This window comes from Kitasatospora sp. NPDC088134 (assembly GCF_044741705.1).
Taxonomy (GTDB): Bacteria; Actinomycetota; Actinomycetes; order Streptomycetales; family Streptomycetaceae; genus Kitasatospora.
In genome coordinates this window covers 164,497-189,279 of sequence record NZ_JBIUTD010000001.1, presented here as the reverse complement: position 1 = coordinate 189,279, position 24,783 = coordinate 164,497, and the positions used below count along the sequence as shown (strand labels likewise).

The window sequence follows — 24,783 nt, the reverse complement described above, 5'->3', positions numbered from 1 at the left end:
GGTCCGGGGCCGTGGTCCGGGAGCCCGCCGTCGTCCCTGGCGGTGGGCTCCCGGGGTATGAGGGGTCGTCAGCTGCGGGCGGCCAAGGTGCGGGCGGCGCGGGCGGCGGCGAGGGCGATCCGGTCCTCGTCGACGGTGGTGAGGCGGCCGTGCTCGACCACCGCGTTGCCGTTGACGAAGAGGGCGGCGAGCGGCGGGAGCGCGCCCAGGACCAGGGCGGCCACCGGGTCGGCGATCGAGGAGTGCAGCACGCCGTCGACCTTCCACAGCGCCAGGTCGGCCAGCTTGCCGGGCTCGATCGAGCCGATCTCGGCCTGCCGGCCCAGCACCCGCGCGCCGCCCATGGTGCCCAGCCGCAGCGCCTGCCGGACCGTCAGCGCGTCGGGGCGGCCGTGCAGGCGGTTGATCAGCAGCGCGTTGCGCAACTCGGTGCCCAGCTCGCCGGACTCGTTGGAGGCGGTGCCGTCCACGCCCAGGCCGACCGGCACGCCCGCCTTCAGCATGTCGGGGACCCGGGCGATCCCGGCGGCCAGCCGGGCGTTGGAGGACGGGCAGTGCGCCACGCCGGTGCCGGTCTCGGCGAACTTGGCGAGGTCGGAGTCGTTCATGTGGACGCAGTGCGCCATCCAGACGTCCTCGCCCAGCCAGCCCGTCGACTCGAAGTAGTCGGTCGGGCCCATCCCGAACAGCTGCTTGCAGAACTCCTCCTCCTCGGCGGTCTCCGAGCCGTGGGTGTGCAGCCGGACGCCCTTGCGGCGGGCCAACTCGGCCGACTGCCGCATCAGTTCGGTGGAGACCGAGAACGGCGAGCAGGGCGCGAGGGCGACCTGCAGCATCGAGCCGAACGAGGCGTCGTGCCACGTGTCGACGGCGGCCTCGGAGGCGGCCAGGATCTCGTCGGTCTCCTCCACCGCGTGGTCCGGCGGCAGGCCGCCGTCCTTCTGGCTGCGGTCCATCGAGCCGCGCAGCGCGGTGAACCGCAGGCCCAGCTCGCGCACCCCGTCGATCGAGGCGCCGAGCAGGTCGCCGCCGCCGCGCGGGAAGACGTAGTGGTGGTCGGAGGCGGTGGTGCAGCCCGACTTGAGCAGCGCCGCCGCCGACCCCTGGGTGGCGGCGTGCACCAGGTCGGCGTCGATCCGGGCCCAGGTCGGGTACAGCGCCACCAGCCAGTCGAACAGGATGTCGTCCTGGGCCAGCCCGCGGGTGATCCACTGGTAGAAGTGGTGGTGGGTGTTGACCAGCCCGGGGGTGAGCAGGTGCCCCTCGCCGTTGATCCGCCGCACCACGTTGTCCAGCCAGGCGGGCGCGGGCCCGTCGCCGACCGACTCGATCGTGTTGCCGAGCAGCACCACGTGGCCGCGCGCGTACTCGGTGTCCTGGGCGTCGACGGTGGCGATCGCGACGTTCTCGATCACGATCCGCCGGTCGGCGGCGGGGGGCTGGACTGCCATGGGGGAACTCCTTGCAGGGAACGGCCGGCGGAGCCGACGTGGTGGAACAGCAGGTTGAGCAGCACTGCGGCCAGGCAGCCGGCCGAGATGCCGGAGTGCATCAGGGTGCGGACGGCCTCCGGGAACCCGTCGTAGAAGGTGGGGGCGGCGATCGGGACGATCCCCACCCCGAGCGAGACCGACACCAGGACGGTGTGCGAGGTGGACTCCATCCCGGCCTCCGCGAGGGTGCGGATGCCGGAGGCGGCGACCGTGCCGAACAGCACGATCCCCGCGCCGCCGAGCACCGGCTGCGGCACCAGCGACACCAGCGAGCCGAGCACCGGGAACAGGCCCAGCAGCACCAGGATGCCGCCGCCCGCCGCGACCACGAACCGGCTGCGCACCTTGGTGAGGGCGACCAGTCCGATGTTCTGGGCGAAGGCGCTGCACGCGAAGCCGTTGAACACCGGGCTGACGGCGGTGGCCAGGCCGTCGGCGCGCAGGCCGGCCGCCAGGGTGGGCTCGTCGGCCTCGCGGTCGACGATCCGGCCCAGGGCGAGCATGTCGGCGGTGGACTCGGTCATCGAGACCACCATGACGATGCACATCGACACGATCGCGGCGGCGTCGAACCGCGGCCCGCCGAAGTGGAACGGCGAGGGCAGCGCGAACACCTGCGCGTCGCCGACCTGCGAGAAGTCGGCCAGGCCGAGCGGGAACGCCGCCAGGGTGCCGACGGCCAGCCCGATCAGCAGCGACAGCTGCTGCCAGAAGCCGCGCAGCAGCCGGTTGCCGAGCACGACCGCGCCGAGCGTGAACCCGGCCAGGCCGATCGCCCGCACCGAGCCGTACCCGGGTGCGGACGGTGCACCGCCGCGCGCCCAGTTGACCGCGACCGGCAGCAGCGACACCCCGATCAGGGTGATCACGGTGCCCTGCACGACCGGCGGGAAGAACCTGACGAGCCGGCAGAAGTACGGCGCCGCGAGGAAGCACAGGACCCCCGCGACGATCACCGCCCCGAAGATCACCGGGAGGGCGTCGTCGGGTCCGTGCTCCTTCGCGATCGCCAGCATCGGGGCGACGCCGGCGAACGAGACGCCGTTGACGAACGGGAGCCGGGCCCCGATCCGCCAGACGCCCAGGGTCTGGAGCAGGGTGGCCAGGCCCGCGGTGAACAGGCTGGCCGAGATCAGCAGGGCGAGTTCGCCGGGCGTCAGCCCGACGCCCGCGCCCACGATCAGGGGTGGAGCGACCACGCCGGCGTACATCGCGGCGACGTGCTGCAGCCCGGTGCCGAACAGCTTCGGCGGGGAGAGCACCTCGTCCACCGGGTGGGTGGGGGTGGAACCGTCGTCGGTGGTGGGGGTGGTGCGGAGTGCCATGGAAGTAGCCCCTTTGCTGCCCCTGGCCCTCGGCGCGACCCGGGCGCTGGAGAGGACGGGTGGGCCCGAGGGCGGGACGACGGTGCAAGGGTCCCTCGGGCGGGCTCTCCGGCTCCCGGGACCGCCGCCGCGGGGGCGGGCACGGTCTCCGAACGGTGGGGGGAGCGGAAAGCGGTGCGCTGAAGGTGTTCTGACGAAGTGTCAGGACACCGGGATGACCGGGGTGACGCCCTCGCGGTGCACGGTGCCCTCGATCAGGCCGTACATCCGGTCGGCGGCGTAGTAGACCTCGTTCTCGTTCTTCAGGCCGAAGGGTTCGAGGTCGACCAGGAAGTGGTGCTTGTTCGGCAGCTCCAGGCGGACCTCGTCCACCTCGGCGCGGCTGTCCAGCACCCGGGTCCCCATCGCGTGCAGGGTCTGCTGCAGCGAGAAGGAGTAGGTCTCGGCGAAGGCCTCCAGCAGGTGGCGGCGCACCTGCTGGTACGAGCGGTTCCAGTTCGGCTCGGGCTGGCCGTCGCGGCCGTGGAATCCGAACGCCCAACGGGCCGTCACCTGGGTGGCCAGGATGCGGTCGTAGGCTTCCTGGAGGGTGGTGTAGCGGTCCTTGATGTAGCCCCAGAACTCGGAGTTGGTGGTGTTCATCACCACCAGGTCCTTGAGCCCGGAGACCACCCGGAACCGGTCGCCGTCGTACACCACCTCGGTGGTGCGGACCTCCTGCCCGTTGCGGACGAAGGAGTGGCCGACCTCCCCGGCGCCGATGAACCGGGCGGACGAGTCGGGCGTGCCGATCCGGTCCCAGGCGTACTCCTCGATCCTGATCCGGGCGCCGTGCACCACGCCGCGCTCGGTGTCGTCCACGAAGTGCCGGGCCAGCCGGATGCCGAAGCCCTCGGCGGACTCGATGCCGTGCTCCTTGGCGAAGGCGTACACGGTGTTCTTGGTGGTGTCGGTGGGCAGGCAGTTGGCGTTCGAGCCGGTGAGGTGGACGTCCTCGAACGCGCCGCGCAGCGAGACCGAGACGTTCAGGTCCTTGATCTCGTGCCGGGTGGAGTCGCGGTACACCCGGACGATGCGGTTCTCCGCCTTGCCGTACTGGTTCTGGCCGAGCACGTGGGCCATGACGTGACTCCTAGGGGTCCAGGCGGTCTACCTAGCTTCCGCGGTAGACCGAGTAGCCGAACGGGGTGAGCAGCAGCGGCACGTGGTAGTGGTGCTGCGCGGGCGCGACCGTGAAGACGATCGAGACCTCGGGGAAGAACGGCGGCCCGTCCGACCCCGCCCAGTACTGCGCGGTGTCGAACAGCAGCCGGACGACCGAGCCCGCCTCCACGGCCGGCAGGTCCTTGACCCGGCCGTCGGAGTCCGTGGCGGAGGTGCCGAGCACCGTCCAGCCACCCTCGGTGTGCAGTGCCAGTTCGACCGGGACGCCCGCGGCCGGGCGGCCGAGGCTGGTGTCGAGCACGTGCGTGGAGATGCCGGTCATGGGGGGAAGACCTCACTGGTGGCGGGAAGAGCGTGCCGACGGCCGGACATGACGGCGCGTCGGGTGATCAGGACGCGTCGAGCAGTCGGCCGAGGCGGAGGTCGTTGATCCGGCGCAGCTCGCCCCGGACGGTCTCGGCCTCGGCGGCCGGGTCGTTCGGGAGGCGTTCGCGCAGCGCGTCGAGCATCCCGGCCGCGGTGCGGCCGGTCGCGCAGATCAGGAAGACGTGGCCGAACTTCGCCTCGTAGGCGGCGTTGGCCGCGCGCAGCTCGTCCAGCAGGGCCCGGTCGGCCCCGCGGACGCCGGCCTGCTCGCGCTCGGAGACGGCGTCGCCGGGCTTCGGCGCGCCGATCCGGGCGTGGCCCGCCATCGCGTCGTGCAGGTCGGCCGCGGACAGCTCCGCCATCGCCTTCGCGTTGGCGGCGAGCAGCTCCGCGCGGTCCGACCAGGGGCGGGACGCCGCGACGGCGGCGGCCCAGGTGGGGCTGGAGCAGACCTCCAGCAGGATCTCCCGCAGCCCGGCCGCGTCAACGGCGGCCAGGGCGGCGAGGGCGGGGGGTGGCTGGGTCACGGTGGACCTCCTGAGGGTTGGTGCCACCCGCACAAGCTAGATCCGCGGCAACATGCCGTCAACAGTTTGTTGAAGTGTTTGTGTCGCGAACCCGCGCCGCCGGGCCGCCCGGCCCGGCGCGGTGTGCGATCCGCCAAGCGCCGGGCCGCCGTTCAGCCCTTCTCCTGCCGGTTCAGGTAGTTGTACACCGTGAACCGGCTGACCCCGAGCGCCGACGCGACCGTCTCCACGCCGTGCCGGACGGTGAACGCCCCGCGCTCCTCCAGCAGGGCCACCACCCGCTGCTTCTCCGCGCGGTCCAGCCCGTCCAGCGGGCGGCCGTCGAACTGGCGGGTCATCTCGGCGAGCAGCCGGTCCAGCGCGCTGCTCAGATGCGGCAGCCGGACGGCCACCGCCGGCGCGCCGTCCCACTCCAGGACGACGTCCTCGGCGCGGGCCTCGGCCGGGTCGACCGCGGTCGCGCCGACCGCCGCCAGCAGCGGCTCCAGCGCCGTGGCCAACGGGTGGTGCAGGGCGTCGCTCACTGCCTACCCCCTCCTTCGCGGTCCTGCGTCGGGGCCTGGGTCGGGGTCTCCGCCGGATGTGCTCCCCGGCTCTCCTCCGGCAGCACGCTGACCTGGACCGAGATCCGGCTCGCCCCCGCCGCCAGGGTCTCCCGCAGCAGTCGGGTGACGGCGGCCAGTGCCTGCTCGGCGTCGCCCTCGGCGCTGGTGCCGAACGGTCCGACGGCGACCTCCAGGCCCGCCTCGTCGACCACCCGGCGGGCGGCCCTGGCGTGCTCGGGGAAGCCGTCCAGTTCGAACGGCTCTGTCGTGAACTCCACCATCAATCGCACCCGCTCACCTTATCGACCGGCCTGGTCGATCGGACAGCGGTCGGCCGGGCGGAGGGCCGCTGTTCAGCTGCTTCAACAAATTGTTGCGGCGTTCTTGACAGTCCGGGCGAGTGGCGGAGAAGCTTCCGTCAAGCAGAATCCGACTTCCGGATCGTGGAAGTAGGATCGCCGGCGAGAGAGCAAAGGTGAACCACGTGACCGCCGCCGCCCAGCACCGCTTCACGGTCAACCTGTCCATCCTGTTCGGCGAACTCCCGCTGCTGGAACGGCCCGCCGCGGCCGCCGCGGCCGGCTTCACCGCCGCCGAGCTCTGGTGGCCGTTCGGCACCGACCCCACCCCCGACCAGGACGAACTCGACGCGCTGGCAACGGCGTTCGAGACCGCCGGGGTGCAGCTGACCGGCCTCAACCTGCTCGACGACCTGGCTCGCGGCGCCCGCGGCACCCTCTCGCTGCCCGCCGAGAGCGAGCGCTTCCGGGAGAACCTCCCGGTCGCCGTCCGGCTCGCCGAACGCCTCGGCACCGGCGCCCTCAACGCCCTCTACGGCAACCGCCTCCCGGACGCCGACCCGGCCGAGCAGGACGCGCTCGCCCTGGAGAACCTCGCCCTGGCCGCGCACGCCGCGCACGGCATCGGCGCCGTGCTGCTGATCGAGGCGCTCAACTCCGCCGAGTCGCCCGACTACCCCCTGGTCAGCGCGCAGGCCGCGGTCGACGTGGTCGACAAGGTCAACGCCGCCACCGGACTCGGCAACGCCAGGTTCCTCTGCGACCTCTACCACCTCGCCCGCAACGGCGAGGACCCGGCCGCCGTCATCGACCGCCACGCCGACCGGATCGGCCACGTGCAGATCGCCGACACCCCCGGCCGCAACGAGCCCGGCACCGGCGACCTCGACTTCGAGGACCTGTTCGCCCGCCTCACCGCCGCCGGCTACCGAGGCCGCATCGGCCTGGAGTACCGCCCGGCCGGCGGCGTCAGCGCCGACAGCTTCGGGTGGCTCCCGTGCGAGCTGCGCTGACGCCCCCTCACTTCCCCCGACCCACCCTCACGTAAGGACGCGCACGCGATGAGCCGCAAGATCGCCTTCATCGGCCTCGGCATCATGGGCAGGCCGATGGCCGTCAACCTGGTCAAGGCCGGCCACCACGTCACCGGCTACAACCTCACCCAGGAGCCCATCGACGCGCTGGTCGCCGCCGGCGGCCACGGCGCCGGCTCCATCGCCGAGGCCGTCGCCGACGCCGAGATCGTCATCACCATGGTCCCCGCCGACCCGCACGTCGAGCAGGCGGTCCTCGGCGCGGGCGGCGTGCTGGAGCACGTCCCCGCCGGGACCCTGGTGATCGACATGTCCAGCATCACCCCGCAGACCTCGATCAAGGTCGCGGCCGCCGCCGCCGAGAAGGGCGTCCGCACCCTGGACGCCCCCGTCTCCGGCGGCGAGGCCGGCGCGGTCGAGGCCGTGCTCTCCATCATGGTCGGCGGCGAGGCCGCCGACTTCGCCGAGGCCAGGCCGCTGTTCGACGTGCTCGGCACCACCGTCGTGCACGTCGGCCCCGCCGGCGCGGGCCAGACCGTCAAGGCCGCCAACCAGCTGATCGTCGCCGTCAACATCCAGGTCCTCGCCGAGGCCGTGGTCTTCCTGGAGAACGCCGGCGTCGACCTCGCCGCCGCCCTCGACGTCCTCGGCGGCGGACTGGCCGGCTCCACGGTGCTCAACCGCAAGAAGGCCAACATGCTCACCCGTGAGTTCGCCCCCGGCTTCCGGATCGACCTCCACCACAAGGACATGGGCATCGTCACCGACGCGGCCCGCGCCGTCGGCGCCGCACTCCCGCTCGGCGCGGTCGCCGCCCAACTCGTCGCCTCCGCCCGCGCCAACGGCGACGGCTCCCTCGACCACTCGGCCCTCCTCCGCGGCGTCGAACGCCTCTCCGGCCGCCAGGTCGCCTAGCCCCTCCGGGGAGTCCCGTCAGGGGCCCGGGGTGGAGCGCAGCTCCATTCAGGGGCCCGGGGAACGGCGGAGCCGAGTGGCTGGTGTCCGACGGGCCGCGAGGCGCCACCCCGTTTCGGGCCGGAGGTCCTTTGGCCGACGCCCCGTAGCGCCCCACTGTGCTCCGGCGATCAGCCTCTCGGCCCCGCCGTTCCCCGGGCCCCTGATTTCGCACCCTCGTCTACCGAAAAGTTTCCCCGGGCCCCTGTTCGCTCCCGTACCACCTGCCAGAAGGAGTCCGCCCGTGCGAGGTCATGTGGTCGTCGCCCCCGACAAGTTCAAGGGCTCGATGGACGGGGCCGAAGCGGCCGCGCGCCTCGCGGTGGGGGTCCGGCGGGCCGTGCCCGGGGTGGAGGTGCGGGAGTTGCCGGTGGCCGACGGCGGGGAGGGGACGGTGGCGGCCGCGCTCGCGGCGGGGTTCTCGCGGGCGGAGGTGAAGGTCGCGGGGCCGACCGGACTGCCGGTGGTCGCGGGGCTGGCGGTGCGGGGGGACACCGCGGTGGTGGAGCTGGCCCAGGCGTCGGGGCTGGCCCGGCTGCCGGGGGGCCGGACGGCGCCGCTCGCGGCGAGCTCGTACGGGGTGGGGCAGTTGATCGCCAAGGCGGTCTCGCTGGGGGCGTCCCGGGTGGTGCTCGGTCTCGGCGGGAGCGCCTGCACCGACGGCGGGGCGGGCCTGGTGCAGGCGCTCGGGGCGGGGCTGTACGACGCGGACGGCCGGCCGCTGCCGCCCGGCGGAGCCGCCCTGCGGCGGCTGGCCCGGATCGACCCGGGGCCGCTCGCCGAGAGCCTGCGCGGCGTGGAGGTGGTGGTCGCGTGCGACGTCGACAACCCGCTGCTGGGGCCGCGCGGGGCGGCGGCCGTGTACGGCCCGCAGAAGGGCGCGGACGCCGCGGACCTGGTGGTGCTGGAGGACGGGCTGACCCGGTGGGCGGACACCGTCGCGGAGTTGACGGGCCGTGAGGTCCGGGATGTGCCCGGTGCGGGCGCGGCCGGCGGGGTCGGGTTCGCGGCGCTGGCCCTGCTCGGGGCCGCCACCCGGCCCGGGATCGGGCTGCTGCTCGACCTGCTGGGCTTCGACCGGGCCGTCCGGGGCGCCCGCCTGGTGCTGACGGGGGAGGGCTGCCTGGACGGGCAGACCCTGCACGGCAAGGCCCCGGCGGGGGTGGCGGCGGCCGCGGCCCGGGCCGGGGTGCCGGTCGCGGCGGTGGCCGGGCGGCTGGAGCTGTCCGAGCGGGAGTGGCGCGGCGCGGGCTTCGTCCGGGCGCTGGCGCTGGCCGACCTGGCCGCCGACCCGGCCGAGTCGATGGCCCGGGCGGGCGAGCTGGCGGAGCTGGCGGGGGAGCGGCTGGCGGCCGAACTGCTGGCCTGACGCGCGGTCGGGGCCTCGTACGTTCACACATTGACGTTTTGTTGAAGGCGGGCCTACGCTCCCAGCACTCCTTCGACCCACCCCTGTCCTTCCCGACGTTCGGAGGTCCCCCCATGCCCCTCGGCGACAGCGCGGTGTTCCGCTCCCGGCGGGTCCTGCTGCCGGTCGGCGAACGCCCCGCCGACGTGCTGGTGCGGGCCGGAACGATCGAACGGGTCGCCGACCACGGCACCCTGGACGGCACCGGACTGCCGCTCACCGACCTCGGCGACACCGCCCTGCTGCCCGGCCTGGTCGACACCCACGTGCACGTCAACGAGCCCGGCCGGACCGACTGGGAGGGCTTCGCCTCCGCCACGAAGGCCGCCGCGGCCGGCGGTGTCACCACGATCGTCGACATGCCGCTCAACTCCGTCCCGCCGACCACCACCGTCGCAGGGCTGGCAGCCAAGCGGCGGACGGCCGACGGGCAGACCTGGGTCGACCTGGGCTTCTGGGGCGGTGCGGTCCCCGGCAGCACCGGCGAACTCGAGGGGCTGCACCGGGCCGGCGTGTTCGGCTTCAAGTCCTTCCTCGCCCCCTCCGGCGTCGACGAGTTCCCGCACCTGGCCACCCCCGCCGACCTGGAGGCCGCGCTCGCCGAACAGGCCCGGCTCGGCGCGCTGGCGATCGTCCACGCCGAGGACCCGGCCGTGCTGGCCGCCGCCCCGCAGGTCCCCGGCGCCCGCTACCGCGACTTCCTGGCCTCCCGCCCCGACGACGCCGAGGCCACCGCCGTCACCGCCCTGCTCGACGCGGCCCGCCGCACCGGCGCCCGGGTGCACGTCCTGCACGTCTCCTCCGCCGCCGTGCTGCCGCTGCTGCGCGCCGCCCGGGCGGACGGCGTCCAGGTCACCGCCGAGACCTGCCCGCACTACCTGACCCTGACGGCCGAACAGGTCCCGGACGGCGACACCGCGTTCAAGTGCTGCCCGCCGATCCGCGACGAGACCAACCGCGACCTGCTCTGGCAGGCCCTCGCCGACGGCGAGTTCGCCGCCGTGGTCTCCGACCACTCGCCGTCCACCCCCGACCTGAAACTGCTCCGGCACCTGGGCGGCAGCGGCGACTTCGCCGCCGCCTGGGGCGGCATCGCCTCCCTCCAGCTGGGCCTGCCCGCGATCTGGACCGAGGCCCGCCGCCGCGGCCACACCCTGGCCGACGTGGTCCGCTGGATGTCCGCCGGCCCCGCCGCGCTGGTCGGCCTGACCGGCACCAAGGGCGCCATCGCCCCCGGCCACGACGCCGACCTGGTGGCCTTCGACCCGGACGCCGAGTTCGCCGTCCACCCCGAACGGCTCCACCACAAGAACCCCGTCACCCCGTACGCGGGCCGCACCCTCACCGGGCGGGTCCGCCGCAGCTGGCTGCGCGGCCGCCCCGTCGACCTCGACGGCGCCCCGCACGGCCGCCAACTCGCCCGCCCCTGAACCGACCTGAAGGAGAGTCAGTTGAGTACTGATCGGACCGCGGACGCGCCGTTCACCGAACTGGTCGACCTGGCCTCCCGGCTGCTCGGCGCGGGCGTGGTCGCCACCAACGAGGACACCTTCGCCGACGCCGAGAACCTGCTGGTCGCCGCGCCCGCCGAGTTCCGCCCGCACACCTTCGGTCACAAGGGCCAGATCATGGACGGCTGGGAGTCCCGCCGCCGCCGCGGCGTCAGCGCCCAGCAGCCGCACCCCACCGATGAGGACCACGACTGGGCGATCGTCCGGCTCGGCGTCGCGGGCGTGGTGCGCGGCGTGATCGTCGACACCGCGCACTTCACCGGCAACTACCCCGAGACCGCGTCCGTCCAGGCCGCGTCCGTGCCCGGCTACCCCTCGCCGGACGAACTCGCCGCCGCCGAGTGGACCGACCTCGTCCCGCGCACCCCCCTGCAGGGGAACACCGCGCACGCCTTCGCGGTCACCGACTCCACCCGGTACACCCACGTCCGGCTGAACATCTGGCCCGACGGCGGCGTCGCCCGGCTCCGGGTGCACGGCGAAGTCCTGCCCGACCCGCGGGAGTTGGCCGGACTCACCTTCGACCTGGCGGCCCAGGAGTACGGCGGCGTCGCCGAGGCCGCCTCGGACCGCTACTTCTCCTCCCCGCACCACCTCAACGCTCCCGGCCGCGCCACCGTCATGGGCGACGGCTGGGAGACCCGGCGTCGGCGCGACAAGGCCAACGACTGGGTGCAGATAGCCCTGGCCGGGGGCGGCGAGGTCCTGGCGGCGGAGGTGGACACCTCCTGCTTCGTCGCCAACGCCCCCGGCTGGGCCGAACTCGTCGGCTCCGACGGCGGGACCGAGACCGTCCTGCTCCCGCGGACCCGCCTCCAGCCCGACACCCGCCACCGCTACCGCCTGCCGGCCGGCACCCCCGTCACCCACGTCCGGATCAACGTCTACCCCGACGGCGGCCTCGCCCGCCTCCGCCTCACCGGCCGCCTCACCCCCGCCGGCCAGGACACCCTCGCGCTCCGCTGGTTCAACGCCCTCCCCCCGGCCGAGGCCCGCGAAGCCCTCGCCGCGGCCGGCCTCCCCACCGCCCTCGCCGAGGCCCGGCCGCTCCCCGACGCGACGCCCATCCGGGCCCTCTACGCGGACTGACACCCACAGGGGCCCGGGGTGGAGCGCAGCTCCATCCAGGGGCCCGGGGAACGGCGGGGCCGAGTGGCTGGTGTCCGACGGGCCGCGAGGCGCCACCCCGTTTCGGGCCGGAGGTCCTCGGCGAAAGCCCCGTCGCGCCCCACTGTGCTCCGGCGATCAGCCCCTCGGCCCCGCCGTTCCCCGGGCCCCCGAATTTTCTCCCGCATGCTCGCTCGAAAGGAAATCCCCATGCCCAGAACTCTCACCACCGAGTCCGGCGCGCCCGTCGCCGACAATCAGAACAGCGCGTCCGCAGGGGAGTACGGGCCGCTGCTGATCCAGGACCAGCACCTGCTGGAGAAGCTGGCCCGGTTCAACCGGGAGCGGATTCCGGAGCGGGTGGTGCACGCCCGGGGGTCGGGGGCGTACGGGTACTTCGAGGTGACGGAGGACGTCACGGGGTACACCAGGGCGGCGTTCCTGAACGGGGTGGGGCGGCGGACCGAGGTGTTCCTGCGGTTCTCCACCGTCGCGGGGGCGTTGGGCTCGACGGACGCGGTGCGCGACCCGCGCGGTTTCGCGGTCAAGTTCTACACCGAGGAGGGGAACTACGACCTGGTCGGGAACAACACGCCGGTGTTCTTCATCAAGGACCCGATCAAGTTTCCGGACTTCATCCACTCGCAGAAGCGCGACCCGCACACGGGCGTGCAGGAGGCGGACAACGTCTGGGACTTCTGGGCGCACTCGCCGGCCTCGACCCATCAGATCACCTGGCTGTTCGGCGACCGGGGCATCCCGGCCTCGTACCGGCACATGAACGGCTACGGCTCGCACACCTACCAGTGGGTCAACGCGGAGGGGCGGGCGCACTGGGTGAAGTACCACTTCAAGACCGACCAGGGGGTGCGCTCGCTGGACGCGGGGCAGGCCGCGGAGACGGCCGGCGGGGACGCCGACAGCCACCAGCGGGACCTGCACCGGGCGATCGGGCGGGGGGTGTTCCCGTCCTGGACGCTGTACGTGCAGCTGATGCCGGTCGAGGAGGCCGCCGACTACCGGTTCGACCCGTTCGACGTCACCAAGGTCTGGCCGCACGCCGACTACCCGCTGGTCAAGGTCGGGCGGCTGGTGCTGAACCGGAACCCGGAGAACGTGTTCGCGGAGGTCGAGCAGGCCGCGTTCTCGCCGAACAACTTCGTGCCCGGGATCGGCCCGTCGCCCGACAAGATGCTGCAGGGACGGCTGTTCGCGTACGCGGACGCCCAGCGCTACCGGCTCGGCGTCAACCACACCCAGCTGCCGGTGAACGCCCCGCGGGCCGTCGAGGCGGCCAACTACGGGCAGGACGGCCGGCACGCGCTCCACCGGAACGGCCGGGACAGGAACTACGAGCCCAACTCGCACGGCGGCCCGGTCCAGACCGACGAGGCCCTGCACGCCCCGCTCCCCGTCACCGGCCACACCGGGACGTACCGCGCGGTCGCGCACGCCAAGGACGACGACTTCCACCAGGCGGGCGAGCTCTACCGCCTGATGTCCGCCGAGGAAAAGGCCCGGCTGGTCGCCAACCTGGCCGGCTCGCTGGCCCAGGTCGTCCGCGACGACGTGGTGGAGAAGAACCTCGCCCACTTCCACGCCGCCGACCCCGACTACGGCCGCCGCGTCGAACGGGCCGTCACCGAACTCCGCGACCGCGAAGGCCGCTGACGCCCCGTCACCGCCGTACGTCCCCGCCTCCGGTCGGGGCATATGCCTGTCAAGAGGGCCCGGCTCCCATCGGGCGAATATTCGGTGGGTGGGGCACGGGTTCGGGGCGGGCTGGCTAGGGTGGTGGCGGAGGGGGGCGAGGCGATGGCGATGGTGAGCAGCGGGCGGCACGGGGGACTGCTCGGGGGCGGTGGCGGGGCCGGGCCGTTCGGGGTGCTGCGGCGGGCGTTGCGGCTGCTGGAGGCGGTGGACCGCCGCCCCGAGGGGGTCGCGTCGGCGGAGCTGGCCCGGGAGTTGACGATGCCGGTGGCGTCGGTGCGGCTGCTGGCCGAGGAGCTGGAGGCCGAGGGGTACCTGGTGCACCTGGACGGGGTCTGGACCCTGGGCGGGGCGTTCACCCTGCTGGGGGCGCAGCACCGGGAGCCGATGGTGCGGGCCAGGTTGCACCACCGGCTGGAGGAGCTGCGGGACGAGCTGGGCGCCGCCGTGTACTTCTCCCGCTACCACGACGGGGAGCTCTCGGTGGAGGCGGTGAGCGCCGCCGAGCACGCCCCGGCGGTGCACGAGTGGGCGGACTTCCGGGCGACGGCGCACGCCTCGGCGATCGGCAAGTGCCTGCTGGCGCAGCTCGACCACGCGGGGCGGCTGGACCACCTGTCCCGGCACCCGGCGGCCCGGCTGACCTCCCGCACCATCACCCGCACCGACCGGCTGCTGCACCGGCTGGACCGGCAGCCCGCCACCGTCCCGGTGCTGGACCTGCAGGAGTACTCGATGGACACGGTGTGCGCGGCCGTGCCGGTGGTCGCGGGCGGCACCGTCGGCTGCCTGGCGACCTCGCTGCCGGTCGCGCAGGCGTACCGGCTGCGCGAGGCGGCCGAGCTGCTGTCCCGGCGGGCCGCGCCGCTGATGCTGGCGATGGCGGTCTGACGGCCCGGCGGAAACCCCCTTGTGGGAGCGCTCCCCGGGTGGTCAGGATGGGACGATGAGCGATCACCTGGAACGGGCCGTGGTGCGCCCGTACGAGCCGCGCGACCGGGCCGACCTGTTCGACATCTGCGTCCGGACGGGGGAGTTGGGCGGCGACTCGCGGCAGAAGTACCCGGACCTGGACCTGCTGCCGACCATCTTCGCCGCCCCGTACGCGGAACTGGAGCCGGACCTCGCCTTCGTGGTGGACGACGGCACTCGGGCGGTCGGCTACGTGGTGGCGACCGCCGACACCGCGGAGTTCGTCCGGCGGTTCCGCGCCGAGTGGCTGCCCCGGGTCGCCGACCGCTACCCGCCGCCCACCGGTGAACCCGGCACGCCCGGCGAGGAGATGGTGCGGCTGCTGCACGCGCCCGAGCGGATGCTGCTGCCGGAACTCGCCGCCTACCCGGCCCACCTGCACATCGACCTGCTGCCCAGCCACCAGCGCTCCGGCTACGGGCGGGAGTTGATCGACACCCTGGTCGCCGCGCTGACCGCCAGGGGCGTCCCCGGCCTGCACCTCGGCATGGTCACCGCCAACACCCGGGCCCGCCCGTTCTACGACCGCCTGGGCTTCCACCCCGTCCCGGTCCCCGACCCCGGCCCCGTCACCTACCTGGGCCGCCACCTCGCCTGACGCCCCGTCACTCCCGGTGGGACGGACGCGGGAGCGGCCGGCGGATCGGGTGATCCGGACCGGCCGCTCCCGGCGTGCGACGGACCTCCCCCGTGGTCCGGCCAGGTCCCCCGGTGGCCGGTGGCGGTCCGTTCAGGTCCGGGCCGCCGTGGGGAGGGGCCCGGGCGCCCCCGCGGTGTCCAGGCTAGGCGGGCGGGCCGGGCGGGTGTTGGCACTGCGTCGACAGCGGATTGGCACTGCGTTCACCCGTCCCGGTCCGGGCGTTCGGCGGCGGCCAGGGCCTCCCGGCGGTGGTCGCGGGGAGAGCACCCGTACTCGGCGCGGAAGGCGCGGCTGAAGTCGTCCGGGCGGGGCATCCCCCAGCGGGCCGCCACGGTCTGGATGGGCGTGGCGCGCAGGGCCGGGTCGGCGAGGTCGCGGTGGGCCCGGGCCAGGCGCTGGCGGCGGATCCAACCGGCCACCGTCTCGCCCGGCGACTCCTGGCCGAACACCCGGTGCAGGTAGCTGACCGAGATGTGGTGCGCGGCGGCGACCGTGCCCGGGGTCAGCTCCGGGTCGTGCAGGTTGCGGCGGACGAACGCCCGGACGCCCTCGACCAGCACCCGCCGCCGGGCGGTCGGCGACAGCGCGGCGTCGTGCTCCAACTCGTCGGCCAGCCAGGCCGAGACCAGGTCCACGGCGAGCGGGCCGAGCCGGGCGGCGGCCGCCGGGCCGAGCGAGCCGGACTGCCGGTCCAGGCTGAGCAGGAAGTCGGTGACCAGCGCCGCGGTGCCCTCGCCCGCCGTGAAGCCCCGGCCGAGCAGCCGGCGCAACTGGAACGGCGACATCGGCAGCAGCGAGATCGGGAAGTCGATCCCGACCGCGTCCACCGAGGCGGGCCGGTCGTGCCCGTCTGCGCGCCCGCCCAGCGCCCGCAGCTCGTACGCCCGGGAGCTGTCGACCACGGTCAGCTGCCCGGGTCGGAAGGACCGGGCGGGCTCGTTGGCCCGGGTCAGGTTCAGCTCACCGCGCAGCACCAGGGTCAGGTGGAACACGCCGGGGTCGGAGCGCCGCACCCGGGTGTCGGTGCGCCGGAAGCTCGCCGAGGGGAAGGACGTCCCGAGGAAGGTGACCGGGCCCAGCTCGGAGCGCCGCAGTTCGGCTTCGAACCGGTCCGCGTGCGGGCTGGTGGTGTCGCAGTCCCTGGTCAGGCCGATCAGCTCCCGCCAGGCGTCGAACCGCTCCTTCGGGTCCAGCCCCGCGGTCGGATCGCCCGCGCCCGTCGCCCCTGCCATGCTCCGCCCGTCCTCCTCCTCGCCGACCCCCGCCACCCGCCAGCATCCCAGGTCCCCCGCCCCGGCCCGGGACCGCCCCGAGCGGCTGTCGCAACACCCTGGCAGGATCGGCCGCCTGACGCACCGTCGACCGAGCGTGGAGGAAGCCGCGATGTCCGAGCCGTACGCCGCGATGGCCCGACTGCACCTGGAGCCCGCCGCGCTGCGCCGCTACCTGGCGGCCGCGCCCCGGCCGCTGGCCGAGTGGACCGACCGGGCGGAGCTGACGGGCCGTCACGACCGCACCGGGAAGGACGGCGGACTGCCCTGGTCGCTGCACCCGGCACCGGACCACGGGACGGTCGCGCGCTGGCTGGCGGACGGCGACGACCACCGCGCCCAGCTCCGGGCCTTCCTGCGCACCGCCGGGGAACCCGGCCTGGCCCGGCTCGACCACGACGCGGAGCGGGGCGTCCTGACGGTGGTGAACCTGACGGTGCACCGGGAGGCCTTCCGCAACCCGCTCTGGTTCCTGGCCCTGATCCGCGGCGCCGCCCCCTGGACCGGCCCCGCCGGCGGCTTCGCGGTGGTCCGCGACCACCTCTGGCCCGGCCCGCGCGACCGCTACACCCTCGGCGTGCTCGCGCTGGCCCCCACCGGGGCCCGGGTGCTGCACCCGGAGCGGGACGCCGAGGAGTACGCGGCCGCCGTCCGGGCCGCCGACGCCGAGTTCGAGGCGACCGGCCCGGACGGCACGGACGAGGACCCGGAAGAATGGGACGGCCCCGACCCGGTCGACGTGCTGGACCGCCTCTGAGCGGGCACCGGTCGCACCGGCCCGGGAAACCGGAAGGGCCCCGGGAAACACGAAGGGCAGGGAGTTCGCACTCTCCTGCCGTTGTCCAATGTATACCGCACGGGGGGCCTTGCGGCAAGGCCCCCCAGGTGGCGCACAATCACTGGTCTGAACCCGGGAACCCGCGCAAACAGCACAAACGGGGCAGACCGCGAGCAGCACGCGGGCGGCGCGCGGCACACCGGGCAGCGGATCGGAGTCGACACCCATGAACCACCCGACGACCAGTGCCTTCGACCTGCCGGAGCGGCTCGCCGCCAAGGCGGACCCGGCCCTGATCGCCGCCGACGAACGGCACTTCGCGGACATCGCCAGCACCCTGGAAGCCGACATCGCCGAACTGACCGCCCGCCTGGACGAGGTCCGCCGCAGCCCCGGCGGGGCCGGCCGGGCCGCGATGGACCGCGACAACGAGGTCCACCAGCTCTCCGCCCGGCTGCGCACCCTGCGCCGCTTCGGCACCGACCTGTGCCTCGGCCGGATCGTCCGCGCCGACGACCCCGAGCCGGTGTACATCGGCCGCCTCGGCCTCGCCGACGCCGACGGCCGCCGCCTGCTGGTCGACTGGCGCTCGCCCGCCGCCGAACCCTTCTTCGCCGCCACCCACGCCAACCCGATGGGCCTGGCCAGCCGCCGCCGCTACCGCTGGCAGCGCGGCGCCGTCGGCGACTACTGGGACGAGGTGTTCACCGCCGAGGGCCTGGAGGGCCACGCCGCGCTGGACGACCAGTCCGCGTTCATCGCCAGCCTCGGCAGCTCCCGCTCCGAGCGGATGCGCGACGTCCTGGCCACCATCCAGGCCGACCAGGACGCGATCATCCGGGCCGGCTCGCGCGGCGCCCTGGTGGTCGACGGCGGCCCCGGCACCGGCAAGACCGTGGTCGCCCTGCACCGCACCGCCCACCTGCTGTACTCCGACCCCCGGCTGGGCCACCGCAAGGGCCGGGTGCTGTTCGTCGGCCCGCACCAGCCCTACCTGGCCTACGTCGCCGACGTGCTGCCCAGCCTCGGCGAGGAGGGCGTGCAGACCTGCACCCTGCGCGACCTGCTGCCCGAGGGCGCCGCCGTCGAGCCCGAGCCCGACCCCGAGGTGGCCCGGCTGAAGGCCGCCGCCGGGATGGTGCACGCGATCGAGAAGGCCGTCGCCGTCTACGAGGAGCCGCCCGCCGAGGGCCGCAAACTGTCCACCGAGTGGTACGAGCTCTGGATCGACCCCGAGGACTGGTCCGAGGCGTTCGCCGCCCCCGGCCCCGGCGTCCCGCACAACGAGGCCCGCGAGCAGATCCTCGACGAGCTGATCACCATCCTGCTCGACAAGAACGCCGACTCCTTCGACGACGAGGACGGCATCTCGCCCGAGGTGCTCCGCCGCGAACTGCGCCGCGACCCCGAACTGCTCGGCGCGCTCCGCCGGGCCTGGCCGATCCTGGAGCCCACCGACCTGGTCGGCGACCTGTGGACCGTCCCCGCCTATCTGCGGCTGTGCGCCCCGTTCCTGGACCGCGAGCAGATCCGCACCCTGCAGCGCACCGAACCGGCCGCCTGGACGCTCTCCGACCTGCCGCTGCTGGACGCCGCCCGCCGCCGCCTCGGCGACACCGACGCCGACCGCCGCCAGCGCGCCCACCGGGCCCGGCTCGCCGCCGAACGCGAGCTGATGGACGGCGTGGTCGACCACCTGCTCACCGCCGACGACGACGGCGAGGGCGCGGTCGCCATGCTGCGCGGCGCCGACCTGCGCGACGCCCTGATCGACCACTCCGAGGCGGAACCGGCCGACCCCGACCTGCTGGCCGGCCCGTTCGCGCACATCGTGGTCGACGAGGCGCAGGAACTCACCGACGCCGAGTGGCAGATGCTGATCGCCCGCTGCCCGTCCCGCTCCTTCACCATCGTCGGCGACCGCGCCCAGGCCCGGCACGGCTTCACCGAGAGCTGGACCGAACGCCTGGCGCGGGCCGGCCTGGACCGGACCACGCTCACCTCGCTGACCGTCAACTACCGCACGCCCGAGGAGGTGATGGCCGAGGCCGCGCCCGTCATCCGGGCCGTGCTGCCGGACGCCAACGTGCCCACCTCGATCCGCTCCAGCGGCCTGCCCGTCCGGCACGGCGTCCGGGCCGAACGGGACGCGGTGCTCGCCGAGTGGCTGGCCGCGCACCCCGAGGGCACCGCCTGCGTGATCGGCGACCCGTCCTTCCTCGGCCTGCCCCGGGTCCGCTCGCTCGCCCCCGAGCTGGTCAAGGGTCTGGAGTTCGACTTCGTGGTGCTGGTCGACCCGGAGTCCTTCGGCACCGGCATCGAGGGCGCGGTCGACCGCTACGTGGCGATGACCCGGGCCACCGGGCAACTGGCGATCCTGGCGGGCTGAGCGGGCTGAGCGGGCGTCGGCCGCACGGCGCGGACGACGGGACCGACGGGAGCGACGGGAGCGGGCCGACCCGGCGTCAGCCGGTGGGCGGGGGGACGAAAGCCGCCCGGTCGCGGGCCTCCGAGGGGCGCAGCACCAGGCGGGCGGTCCGGATCGGGGCGGGCGGCGGCCAGGCGGCGGGCGGTATCCCGGTCATGCCCGGGAACCTGTCGCACCCGAACCGAACGCGGGGTCAGTTCCCCGGGGCCAGCAACTGCCGCTTGGCGAGCGCGAACTCCTCGGCGGTGAGCGCCCCGTCCAGGTGGAGCCGGTGCAGGCGGGCGATCCGGTCGGGCAGGTCGGGGTCGTCGGCGGGCAGGCCCGCCGGGTCCAGGACGACCTCGATGTCGGCCGGGTCCGCCGACAGGTGGTGCACGGTCGCGCCCCGGCCCACCCGGGGGGTGTCGTGCACGGAGAAGCCGGCCCGGTGCTCGACGGTGTGCTCGGTGCCCGCCGCGACGGTGTAACGCAGCGTCAGCTCCGTCCAATACCGGCCCCGGTCGTCGGGGGTATCGGCGCGGGACAGCACCTCGACCACTGTGCCGCGGACGGTCTCGCCCTCCGCCCGGACGCGCACCCGGTGCAGCGCCGCCGCCCGGACCCCGGCCAGCGCGGCCAGCGCGGCCAGCCGCAGCCGGCGGTCGTGCCGGGCCGACCCGGCCGCGGCCAGGACGGCGGCACCCGCCCCGGCGGCGAGCCGCCACCCGCCGGCGCCGCCGAGCAGGACCCCGGCCGCGAACACCGCCGCCCCCGCCGGGAACGCGGCCCACCAGCCGAACACCGGGCGGTGCAGCTCTCCTTCGGCCCGGGCCAGGTACTGCGCCCAGACGAAGGCCAGGAACCCGAAGAACGCCGCCAGCCCGAACAGCACGTACCGCTCGGCGGCCGCTCCGGCACCCCGCAGGGCGGACCCGGCCAGCCACCCGAACACCATCACCACCGAGGCGAGCAGGCCGATCCCGGTCCAGCGCCCGCCCGACAGCCCGGGCCAGCGCGGCGCGTCCGGGACGATGATCTCCTCCATGCGGGGGAGCGTAACGGCCGCCCGGATTGGTCCGGACCATTTTCCGGTGAAGCGGGGGAGAAGCCCGGCGGGCGCGTGGGCGGCGGGGCGGGGTCAGTCCGGCGGGGCGATCAGCTTCCGCTTGGCGAGCGCGAACTCCTCGGCGGTGAGCGCCCCGTCCAGGTGCAGGTGGTGCAGGTGCTCCAGCTGGGCGGGCAGGGTGGGGGAACGCGGGGCGTCCGAGGGAGGGGGAGCGGGAACGGTGTCGCGGGGCGGGGTCGGGTCGAGGCGCTCCGGGGTGTCGAACTCGACCTCGGTGTCGGTCGGGTCCTCGGGGAGGAAGCGCACGGTCACGCCGAGGCCGACCCGGGGCGGGCGGCGGGTGGGGAAGCCGCCGTGGCGCCGGGCGGTGTGCTCGGTGCCCGCCGCAGTGGTGTAACGGAACGTCAACTGGGTGAAGTACGGGCCCTCGTCGTCCGGTCCGCCCGGGAATTCGGGGACCTCGACCACCGTGCCGCGGGCGGTCTCGCCCTTTTCGAGGATGCGTACCCGGCGCAGGGCGTCCTCCCGTTCCGCCGTCAGCCACTCCAATCGGTTGCGGCGGTCCGTCCGGCCGGTGGCGACGGCCGGTCCGGCGGCGGCGAGCGCCACCGCGACGGCCGGCCGGCCGATGCCGCCCGCGGCCGCCCCGGCGGCGAACAGCGCCACCGCGCCGAGCGAGGCGGTCCACCGGCCGATCGGGGGCCGGTACGTCCAGCTCCTGGCGCCCCGGGCCAGTTGCTGGGCCCAGCCGGACGCCCCGGCCGCGAGGACCAGGAGCGCCGCGGTGCCCAGGGACCCGGCCCCGGCGGTGAGCCCCGCGTGCCGCAGCAGCCCCATGGCCAGGCCGAGCCCGGCCACCAGGACGGCGAGGGCCGCCAGCGCGGCCCACCGCCCCGCCGGGTACCCGGGCCAGCGCGGCTCCTCCGGAACGGTGATCTTCTCCATGCGGGGGAGGGTAGCGGTTCGGGTGCGCAGGGCACCGCGCGAGGGGGTGCGACGGCCGCGGGGTGACGGGAATCGGGCGGAAGCCCCACGAACGGGCGGCGGACTTCCGAAGCTCCGGGGAAACCCGGGTCCGCTCTGGCACACTCGGGCCCATGTCCGAGCTGACCGAGGTCGCCGAGCCCCACGATTCCGAGGACCACGACGCCCGATCCCGCACCCTCGATCCGATCGCCGTCCGCTGGGAGGCGCTGCGGGCCTTTGCGGCGGGCCAACCCGGGGCGGACGCCCGGGAGTTCGTCGAGGCCGCCTACGCCCAGCCCCGGCTGCGGGCGCTCGCGCCGGGCCGCGCCATGTACTGGATCACCTTCAGCCACCGGGCCGCCCCGCCGCAGTGCCACGACCTCCCCCGGGTCCGCGCCCACGGCGGGAACCGCTTCGACGTCCACCTCGCCGACGGCCGGGTGCACGAGGGCCGCACCGCCGCCGCCTCGGTGGCGCTGGTCCTGCAGCACCTCCCCGAGGAGAGCGCCCCGTCCTCCCCGGTGGCCTGACGGTCCGTCAGCCCACGGGGGCGGCGGTCCAGTCGGCCGGGGTCCAGCCGTCCGGGGTGCGCTCGGCGTGCAGGGACAGGTGCCGGCGGTCCGGGGCGGCCTGCCAGAGGTCGGCGGCGACGGGGTGCAGGACGTAGCAGCGCAGGGCGGGCGACGGCGTCCAGCAGCCCGGCCCGGGGCGGACGGGCCCGCGCAGGCGGACCTGGCGGCCGTACCGGGGCCAGTAGGCGGTCAGCGCGGCCTGCGGGTGGGCGGCGAACTGCCGGGCCTTGGCGGAGTCCGGTTCGGTCCAGAAGTGGCAGGCGGCGGTGCCCGGTTCGAGGTCGCGCAGGACGAGCACCCGGGCGTCCGGGTGCCCGTCGGCGCCGAGCGTGGAGAGCGTCACCACCTGGGCGTCCGGCTCCCCGGCAGCCAGCGCGTCCAGCAGCCAGGCGGCGAGCAGGCCCGCCGGGTCGGCGACCGGCCCGGGCGGCGGCGCCGGGTAGGCCGGGGCGGCCAGCACCGGGTGCGCGAGCAGCGCGGCGACGAGCGGGGCGGGTGCGGGGCGGTCGGTCACGGCGTCTCCCTGGGCGGCTCGGAGTCACCCTATCGAGCGGCTCGGAGGCCGCGCGGACAGGCGGCAGGCGGGGCCGGTCGGCGGACGGAACGGGCCCGGGTTCCGTGATCACGGCGGGAGGACGAGCGGCCGTGTCAGCCCTGGCGGCCGGGGAGCATGCTCAGGGCCAGGGAACGCTGCGCGACGAGGTCGTCGTAGGTGCCGTCGCGTTCGGCCCAGCGGTGCATGAGGACCCGGTCGACCAGGATCTCCTCGGGGGTGGGGTCCTGCGAGAGCAACTGCATGACCTCGGCGCCGAAGTCGTCGAGCGGCAGTGCGAGCGGGTTCACCTTCTCCTGTCCTGCCGTGGCGACGGCCGGGGGGACCAGCTCGACCACGCCGACGCCGGTGCCGCCGAGCTGTGCGCGCAGTGCCTCGGAGTAGGCGTGCACCGCGGCCTTCGAGGCGGCGTAGGTGGGCATGGGCGGGAACGGCAGGAAGGCGATGCCGGAGGTGACGGTGACGAAGGTGCCGGCGCCGCGTTCGACCAGGTGCGGGGTGAAGGCGTCGATGACGCGGATGGTGCCGAGCAGGTTGGTGTCGATCGTGGTCCGGGCCGCCTCGAAGTGCGCGCGGTCGCGCAGGTCCTCCAGGAGCATGACGCCCGACATGGTCACCACGGTGTCCAGTTCGGGGTACCGGGCGAGCACGGCGTCACGGGCACGGGCGACGGAGGCACCGTCGGTGACGTCGATGCCGAAAGTGCCGAAGCCTTCCCGGGCGAGTTCCGCGAGCGCCTCCGGGTTACGGCCGCCGACCGCCACGGCGCTGCCCGCCGCGGCGAACCGGCGGGCCAGTTCCCGTCCGATGCCCGAGGTCCCGCCGACGACGAGAACGGTGCGGTTGGAGAGATCCACGGGATCTTCCCTTCAGTTCGGGGCGCGACGGCGTTCGGGCCCGTGGCGCATTCGGTGATGGCCCCTGTCCTTCACCGGCAGGGATGCCAGCCAGTCTTGACGGCATCGGCCGGGTGCGGCAGGGCCCCCGTCCTCCCTGGTCCTGCCAGGACCCCCTCCGGAACGCGCGCACCGCATTACGGTGTCGGTATGAAGGACGAGGAATCCGGCAACCGGCTCGGCAGCTACCTCCGCGCCCGGCGCGAGCTGGTCTCCCCGGCGCAGGCGGGGCTCCCGTCCGGCGGCAACCGCCGCGTCCCGGGCCTGCGCCGCGAGGAAGTCGCCCTGCTCGCCGGAATCAGCGCCGATTACTACCTGCGCCTGGAACGGGGCCGCGACAAGAACCCTTCTCCCCAGGTCCTCGCATCACTCGCGCGCGTCCTGCACCTCGACGACATCGAGCGGACGTATCTGCTCGGCCTCGCGGCAGCCCGCCCGAGGACGCCGCGCCGCAGGCGACCCGAGCAGGTGCCGGCACGGGTGCACCAGCTCCTCGCCCACCTTCGGATCCCCGCGTTCGTCGAGGGACGCGCCTTCGACGTCCTGGCCGCCAACCCGATGGCCGTCGCGCTCTCCCCGCGACTGCGGCCCGGTGAGAACCGGCTCCGTTCCTTCTTCCTCGACCCCGAGGAACAAGCCTTCCACCAGGACTGGACGAAAGCCGCCGCCGACTTCGTCGCCACCCTTCGCAGCACCATCGGGGACGACACCGACGACCCCCGGTTCGTCGAACTCGTCGGAGAACTCGCCCTGTCCAGCGGGCGGTTCCGCACCCTGTGGGCCCGGCACGACGTCCGCAACCTCGACGGAGGCACCACCACCGTCCACCACCCGGTCGTCGGTGACCTACGGCTCCACCGCGACAAACTCCCCGTGGACGACGTCATCCTGGTCGTCTACTACCCGGACAAGGACAGCGACAGCGACGAGAAACTGCAACTCCTCGCCGCACTCTCCCACGCCGCACCCACCACACCCACCGACACCGCGCCCACCGACACGGCACCCAGCGGGCCGGTGGACACCGGGCACCCGAGGACACCCTGACTTCCGCCGGCCGGCCCCGCCTGTCCACCGGCCCCGCCCGCCGCCCACCCGCGCGACCTCTTATTAGACTCAATGTTGATAAGAACGGTCGAACCCCTTGTCCAGCCCACTACCCGCGAGTAGTTTGCCGGTGTGCCCACCGGTCCCCCGGAGCCCTCCGGACCCGGACCCT

The 24,783-nt window shown here is 74.6% G+C and carries 24 protein-coding genes and 1 pseudogene; 12 read left to right on the top strand and 13 right to left on the bottom strand.

Annotated elements, in window-relative coordinates:
* Positions 1-68 precede the first annotated feature (68 nt).
* The 7 genes from ACIOHG_RS00745 to ACIOHG_RS00715 all read right to left on the bottom strand — a co-directional run bounded on the left by ACIOHG_RS00745 (position 69) and on the right by ACIOHG_RS00715 (position 5,701).
* Positions 69-1,451: an 8-oxoguanine deaminase gene (locus ACIOHG_RS00745; RefSeq protein ID WP_400943648.1), complete on the bottom strand. Its 1,383-nt coding sequence runs from the start codon at positions 1,449-1,451 to the stop codon at positions 69-71.
* A complete protein-coding gene (locus tag ACIOHG_RS00740) occupies positions 1,412-2,818 on the bottom strand; it encodes a nucleobase:cation symporter-2 family protein (protein WP_400943646.1) in 1,407 nt (468 codons plus the stop codon). The genes ACIOHG_RS00745 and ACIOHG_RS00740 overlap by 40 nt, the downstream gene beginning before the upstream one ends.
* Positions 2,819-3,019: 201 nt before the next feature.
* On the bottom strand, positions 3,020-3,940 hold the full coding sequence (gene pucL / locus ACIOHG_RS00735) for a factor-independent urate hydroxylase (protein WP_400943643.1): 921 nt from the start codon (positions 3,938-3,940) through the stop codon (positions 3,020-3,022).
* A 31-nt stretch (positions 3,941-3,971) separates the two neighbouring features.
* Positions 3,972-4,304 carry a hydroxyisourate hydrolase gene (gene uraH / locus ACIOHG_RS00730; RefSeq protein WP_400943640.1) on the bottom strand — a complete coding sequence of 111 codons (333 nt, stop codon included), beginning with the start codon at positions 4,302-4,304 and terminating at the stop codon, positions 3,972-3,974.
* A 67-nt stretch (positions 4,305-4,371) separates the two neighbouring features.
* On the bottom strand, positions 4,372-4,875 hold the full coding sequence (gene uraD, locus ACIOHG_RS00725; protein ID WP_400943637.1) for a 2-oxo-4-hydroxy-4-carboxy-5-ureidoimidazoline decarboxylase: 504 nt from the start codon (positions 4,873-4,875) through the stop codon (positions 4,372-4,374).
* A gap of 152 nt (positions 4,876-5,027) precedes the next feature.
* On the bottom strand, positions 5,028-5,399 hold the full coding sequence (locus ACIOHG_RS00720) for a helix-turn-helix domain-containing protein (protein ID WP_400943635.1): 372 nt from the start codon (positions 5,397-5,399) through the stop codon (positions 5,028-5,030).
* The gene (locus ACIOHG_RS00715; protein WP_400943632.1) at positions 5,396-5,701 is read right to left on the bottom strand and encodes a thiamine-binding protein; all 306 of its coding nucleotides are present in this window, start codon (positions 5,699-5,701) and stop codon (positions 5,396-5,398) included. Before ACIOHG_RS00715 ends, ACIOHG_RS00720 begins: the two co-directional genes overlap by 4 nt.
* A gap of 194 nt (positions 5,702-5,895) precedes the next feature.
* Here ACIOHG_RS00715 and ACIOHG_RS00710 point away from each other — a divergent pair, with 194 nt between their 5' ends.
* From ACIOHG_RS00710 to ACIOHG_RS00675, 8 genes are all read left to right on the top strand, one after another.
* Positions 5,896-6,732, top strand: coding sequence for a TIM barrel protein (locus tag ACIOHG_RS00710; protein ID WP_400943629.1), 837 nt, complete (start codon positions 5,896-5,898; stop codon positions 6,730-6,732).
* A gap of 48 nt (positions 6,733-6,780) precedes the next feature.
* Positions 6,781-7,668, top strand: coding sequence for a 2-hydroxy-3-oxopropionate reductase (locus tag ACIOHG_RS00705; protein WP_400943626.1), 888 nt, complete (start codon positions 6,781-6,783; stop codon positions 7,666-7,668).
* 283 nt (positions 7,669-7,951) lie between these two features.
* The gene (locus ACIOHG_RS00700; protein WP_400943623.1) at positions 7,952-9,076 is read left to right on the top strand and encodes a glycerate kinase; all 1,125 of its coding nucleotides are present in this window, start codon (positions 7,952-7,954) and stop codon (positions 9,074-9,076) included.
* Between the two features lie 113 nt (positions 9,077-9,189).
* The gene (gene allB / locus ACIOHG_RS00695; RefSeq protein WP_400943621.1) at positions 9,190-10,545 is read left to right on the top strand and encodes an allantoinase AllB; all 1,356 of its coding nucleotides are present in this window, start codon (positions 9,190-9,192) and stop codon (positions 10,543-10,545) included.
* A gap of 21 nt (positions 10,546-10,566) precedes the next feature.
* Positions 10,567-11,715, top strand: a complete 1,149-nt coding sequence (gene alc, locus ACIOHG_RS00690; protein WP_400943619.1) for an allantoicase — start codon at positions 10,567-10,569, stop codon at positions 11,713-11,715.
* Positions 11,716-11,943: 228 nt separating this feature from the next.
* Positions 11,944-13,404 carry a catalase gene (locus ACIOHG_RS00685; protein ID WP_400943617.1) on the top strand — a complete coding sequence of 487 codons (1,461 nt, stop codon included), beginning with the start codon at positions 11,944-11,946 and terminating at the stop codon, positions 13,402-13,404.
* A 144-nt stretch (positions 13,405-13,548) separates the two neighbouring features.
* On the top strand, positions 13,549-14,334 hold the full coding sequence (locus ACIOHG_RS00680) for an IclR family transcriptional regulator (RefSeq protein WP_400944813.1): 786 nt from the start codon (positions 13,549-13,551) through the stop codon (positions 14,332-14,334).
* 55 nt (positions 14,335-14,389) lie between these two features.
* Positions 14,390-15,013: a GNAT family N-acetyltransferase gene (locus ACIOHG_RS00675; RefSeq protein ID WP_400943614.1), complete on the top strand. Its 624-nt coding sequence runs from the start codon at positions 14,390-14,392 to the stop codon at positions 15,011-15,013.
* A gap of 242 nt (positions 15,014-15,255) precedes the next feature.
* On the opposite strand, the gene ACIOHG_RS00670 is transcribed toward ACIOHG_RS00675, so the two are convergent.
* The gene (locus tag ACIOHG_RS00670) at positions 15,256-16,287 is read right to left on the bottom strand and encodes an AraC family transcriptional regulator (protein ID WP_400943611.1); all 1,032 of its coding nucleotides are present in this window, start codon (positions 16,285-16,287) and stop codon (positions 15,256-15,258) included.
* 151 nt (positions 16,288-16,438) lie between these two features.
* Between ACIOHG_RS00670 and ACIOHG_RS00665 the strand changes: the two genes are divergently transcribed.
* Both ACIOHG_RS00665 and helR read left to right on the top strand, forming a co-directional pair.
* Complete coding sequence (locus tag ACIOHG_RS00665) at positions 16,439-17,083, top strand: hypothetical protein (protein WP_400943609.1); 645 nt, start codon at positions 16,439-16,441, stop codon at positions 17,081-17,083.
* A gap of 247 nt (positions 17,084-17,330) precedes the next feature.
* Positions 17,331-19,493: an RNA polymerase recycling motor ATPase HelR gene (helR, locus tag ACIOHG_RS00660; protein ID WP_400943607.1), complete on the top strand. Its 2,163-nt coding sequence runs from the start codon at positions 17,331-17,333 to the stop codon at positions 19,491-19,493.
* 94 nt (positions 19,494-19,587) lie between these two features.
* Here helR and ACIOHG_RS00655 read toward each other — a convergent pair.
* The 3 genes and pseudogenes from ACIOHG_RS00655 to ACIOHG_RS00645 form a co-directional block, all read right to left on the bottom strand.
* Positions 19,588-19,689 (bottom strand): annotated as a pseudogene (locus tag ACIOHG_RS00655) (GNAT family N-acetyltransferase); the annotation flags it as partial.
* A 36-nt stretch (positions 19,690-19,725) separates the two neighbouring features.
* Positions 19,726-20,556: an SHOCT domain-containing protein gene (locus tag ACIOHG_RS00650; RefSeq protein ID WP_400943605.1), complete on the bottom strand. Its 831-nt coding sequence runs from the start codon at positions 20,554-20,556 to the stop codon at positions 19,726-19,728.
* 93 nt (positions 20,557-20,649) lie between these two features.
* Positions 20,650-21,522 (bottom strand): hypothetical protein, encoded by an 873-nt coding sequence (locus ACIOHG_RS00645; protein WP_400943603.1) that lies wholly within the window; start codon positions 21,520-21,522, stop codon positions 20,650-20,652.
* 152 nt (positions 21,523-21,674) lie between these two features.
* Between ACIOHG_RS00645 and ACIOHG_RS00640 the strand changes: the two genes are divergently transcribed.
* A complete protein-coding gene (locus ACIOHG_RS00640) occupies positions 21,675-22,073 on the top strand; it encodes a DUF6193 family natural product biosynthesis protein (RefSeq protein WP_400943600.1) in 399 nt (132 codons plus the stop codon).
* Between the two features lie 7 nt (positions 22,074-22,080).
* Here ACIOHG_RS00640 and ACIOHG_RS00635 read toward each other — a convergent pair whose 3' ends face one another.
* Positions 22,081-22,629 (bottom strand): pyridoxamine 5'-phosphate oxidase family protein, encoded by a 549-nt coding sequence (locus ACIOHG_RS00635; protein ID WP_400943597.1) that lies wholly within the window; start codon positions 22,627-22,629, stop codon positions 22,081-22,083.
* Between the two features lie 134 nt (positions 22,630-22,763).
* Complete coding sequence (locus ACIOHG_RS00630; RefSeq protein WP_400943595.1) at positions 22,764-23,525, bottom strand: SDR family oxidoreductase; 762 nt, start codon at positions 23,523-23,525, stop codon at positions 22,764-22,766.
* A gap of 189 nt (positions 23,526-23,714) precedes the next feature.
* Between ACIOHG_RS00630 and ACIOHG_RS00625 the strand changes: the two genes are divergently transcribed.
* Positions 23,715-24,611, top strand: coding sequence for a helix-turn-helix transcriptional regulator (locus tag ACIOHG_RS00625; RefSeq protein ID WP_400943592.1), 897 nt, complete (start codon positions 23,715-23,717; stop codon positions 24,609-24,611).
* The last annotated feature ends 172 nt before the right edge of the window (positions 24,612-24,783 follow it).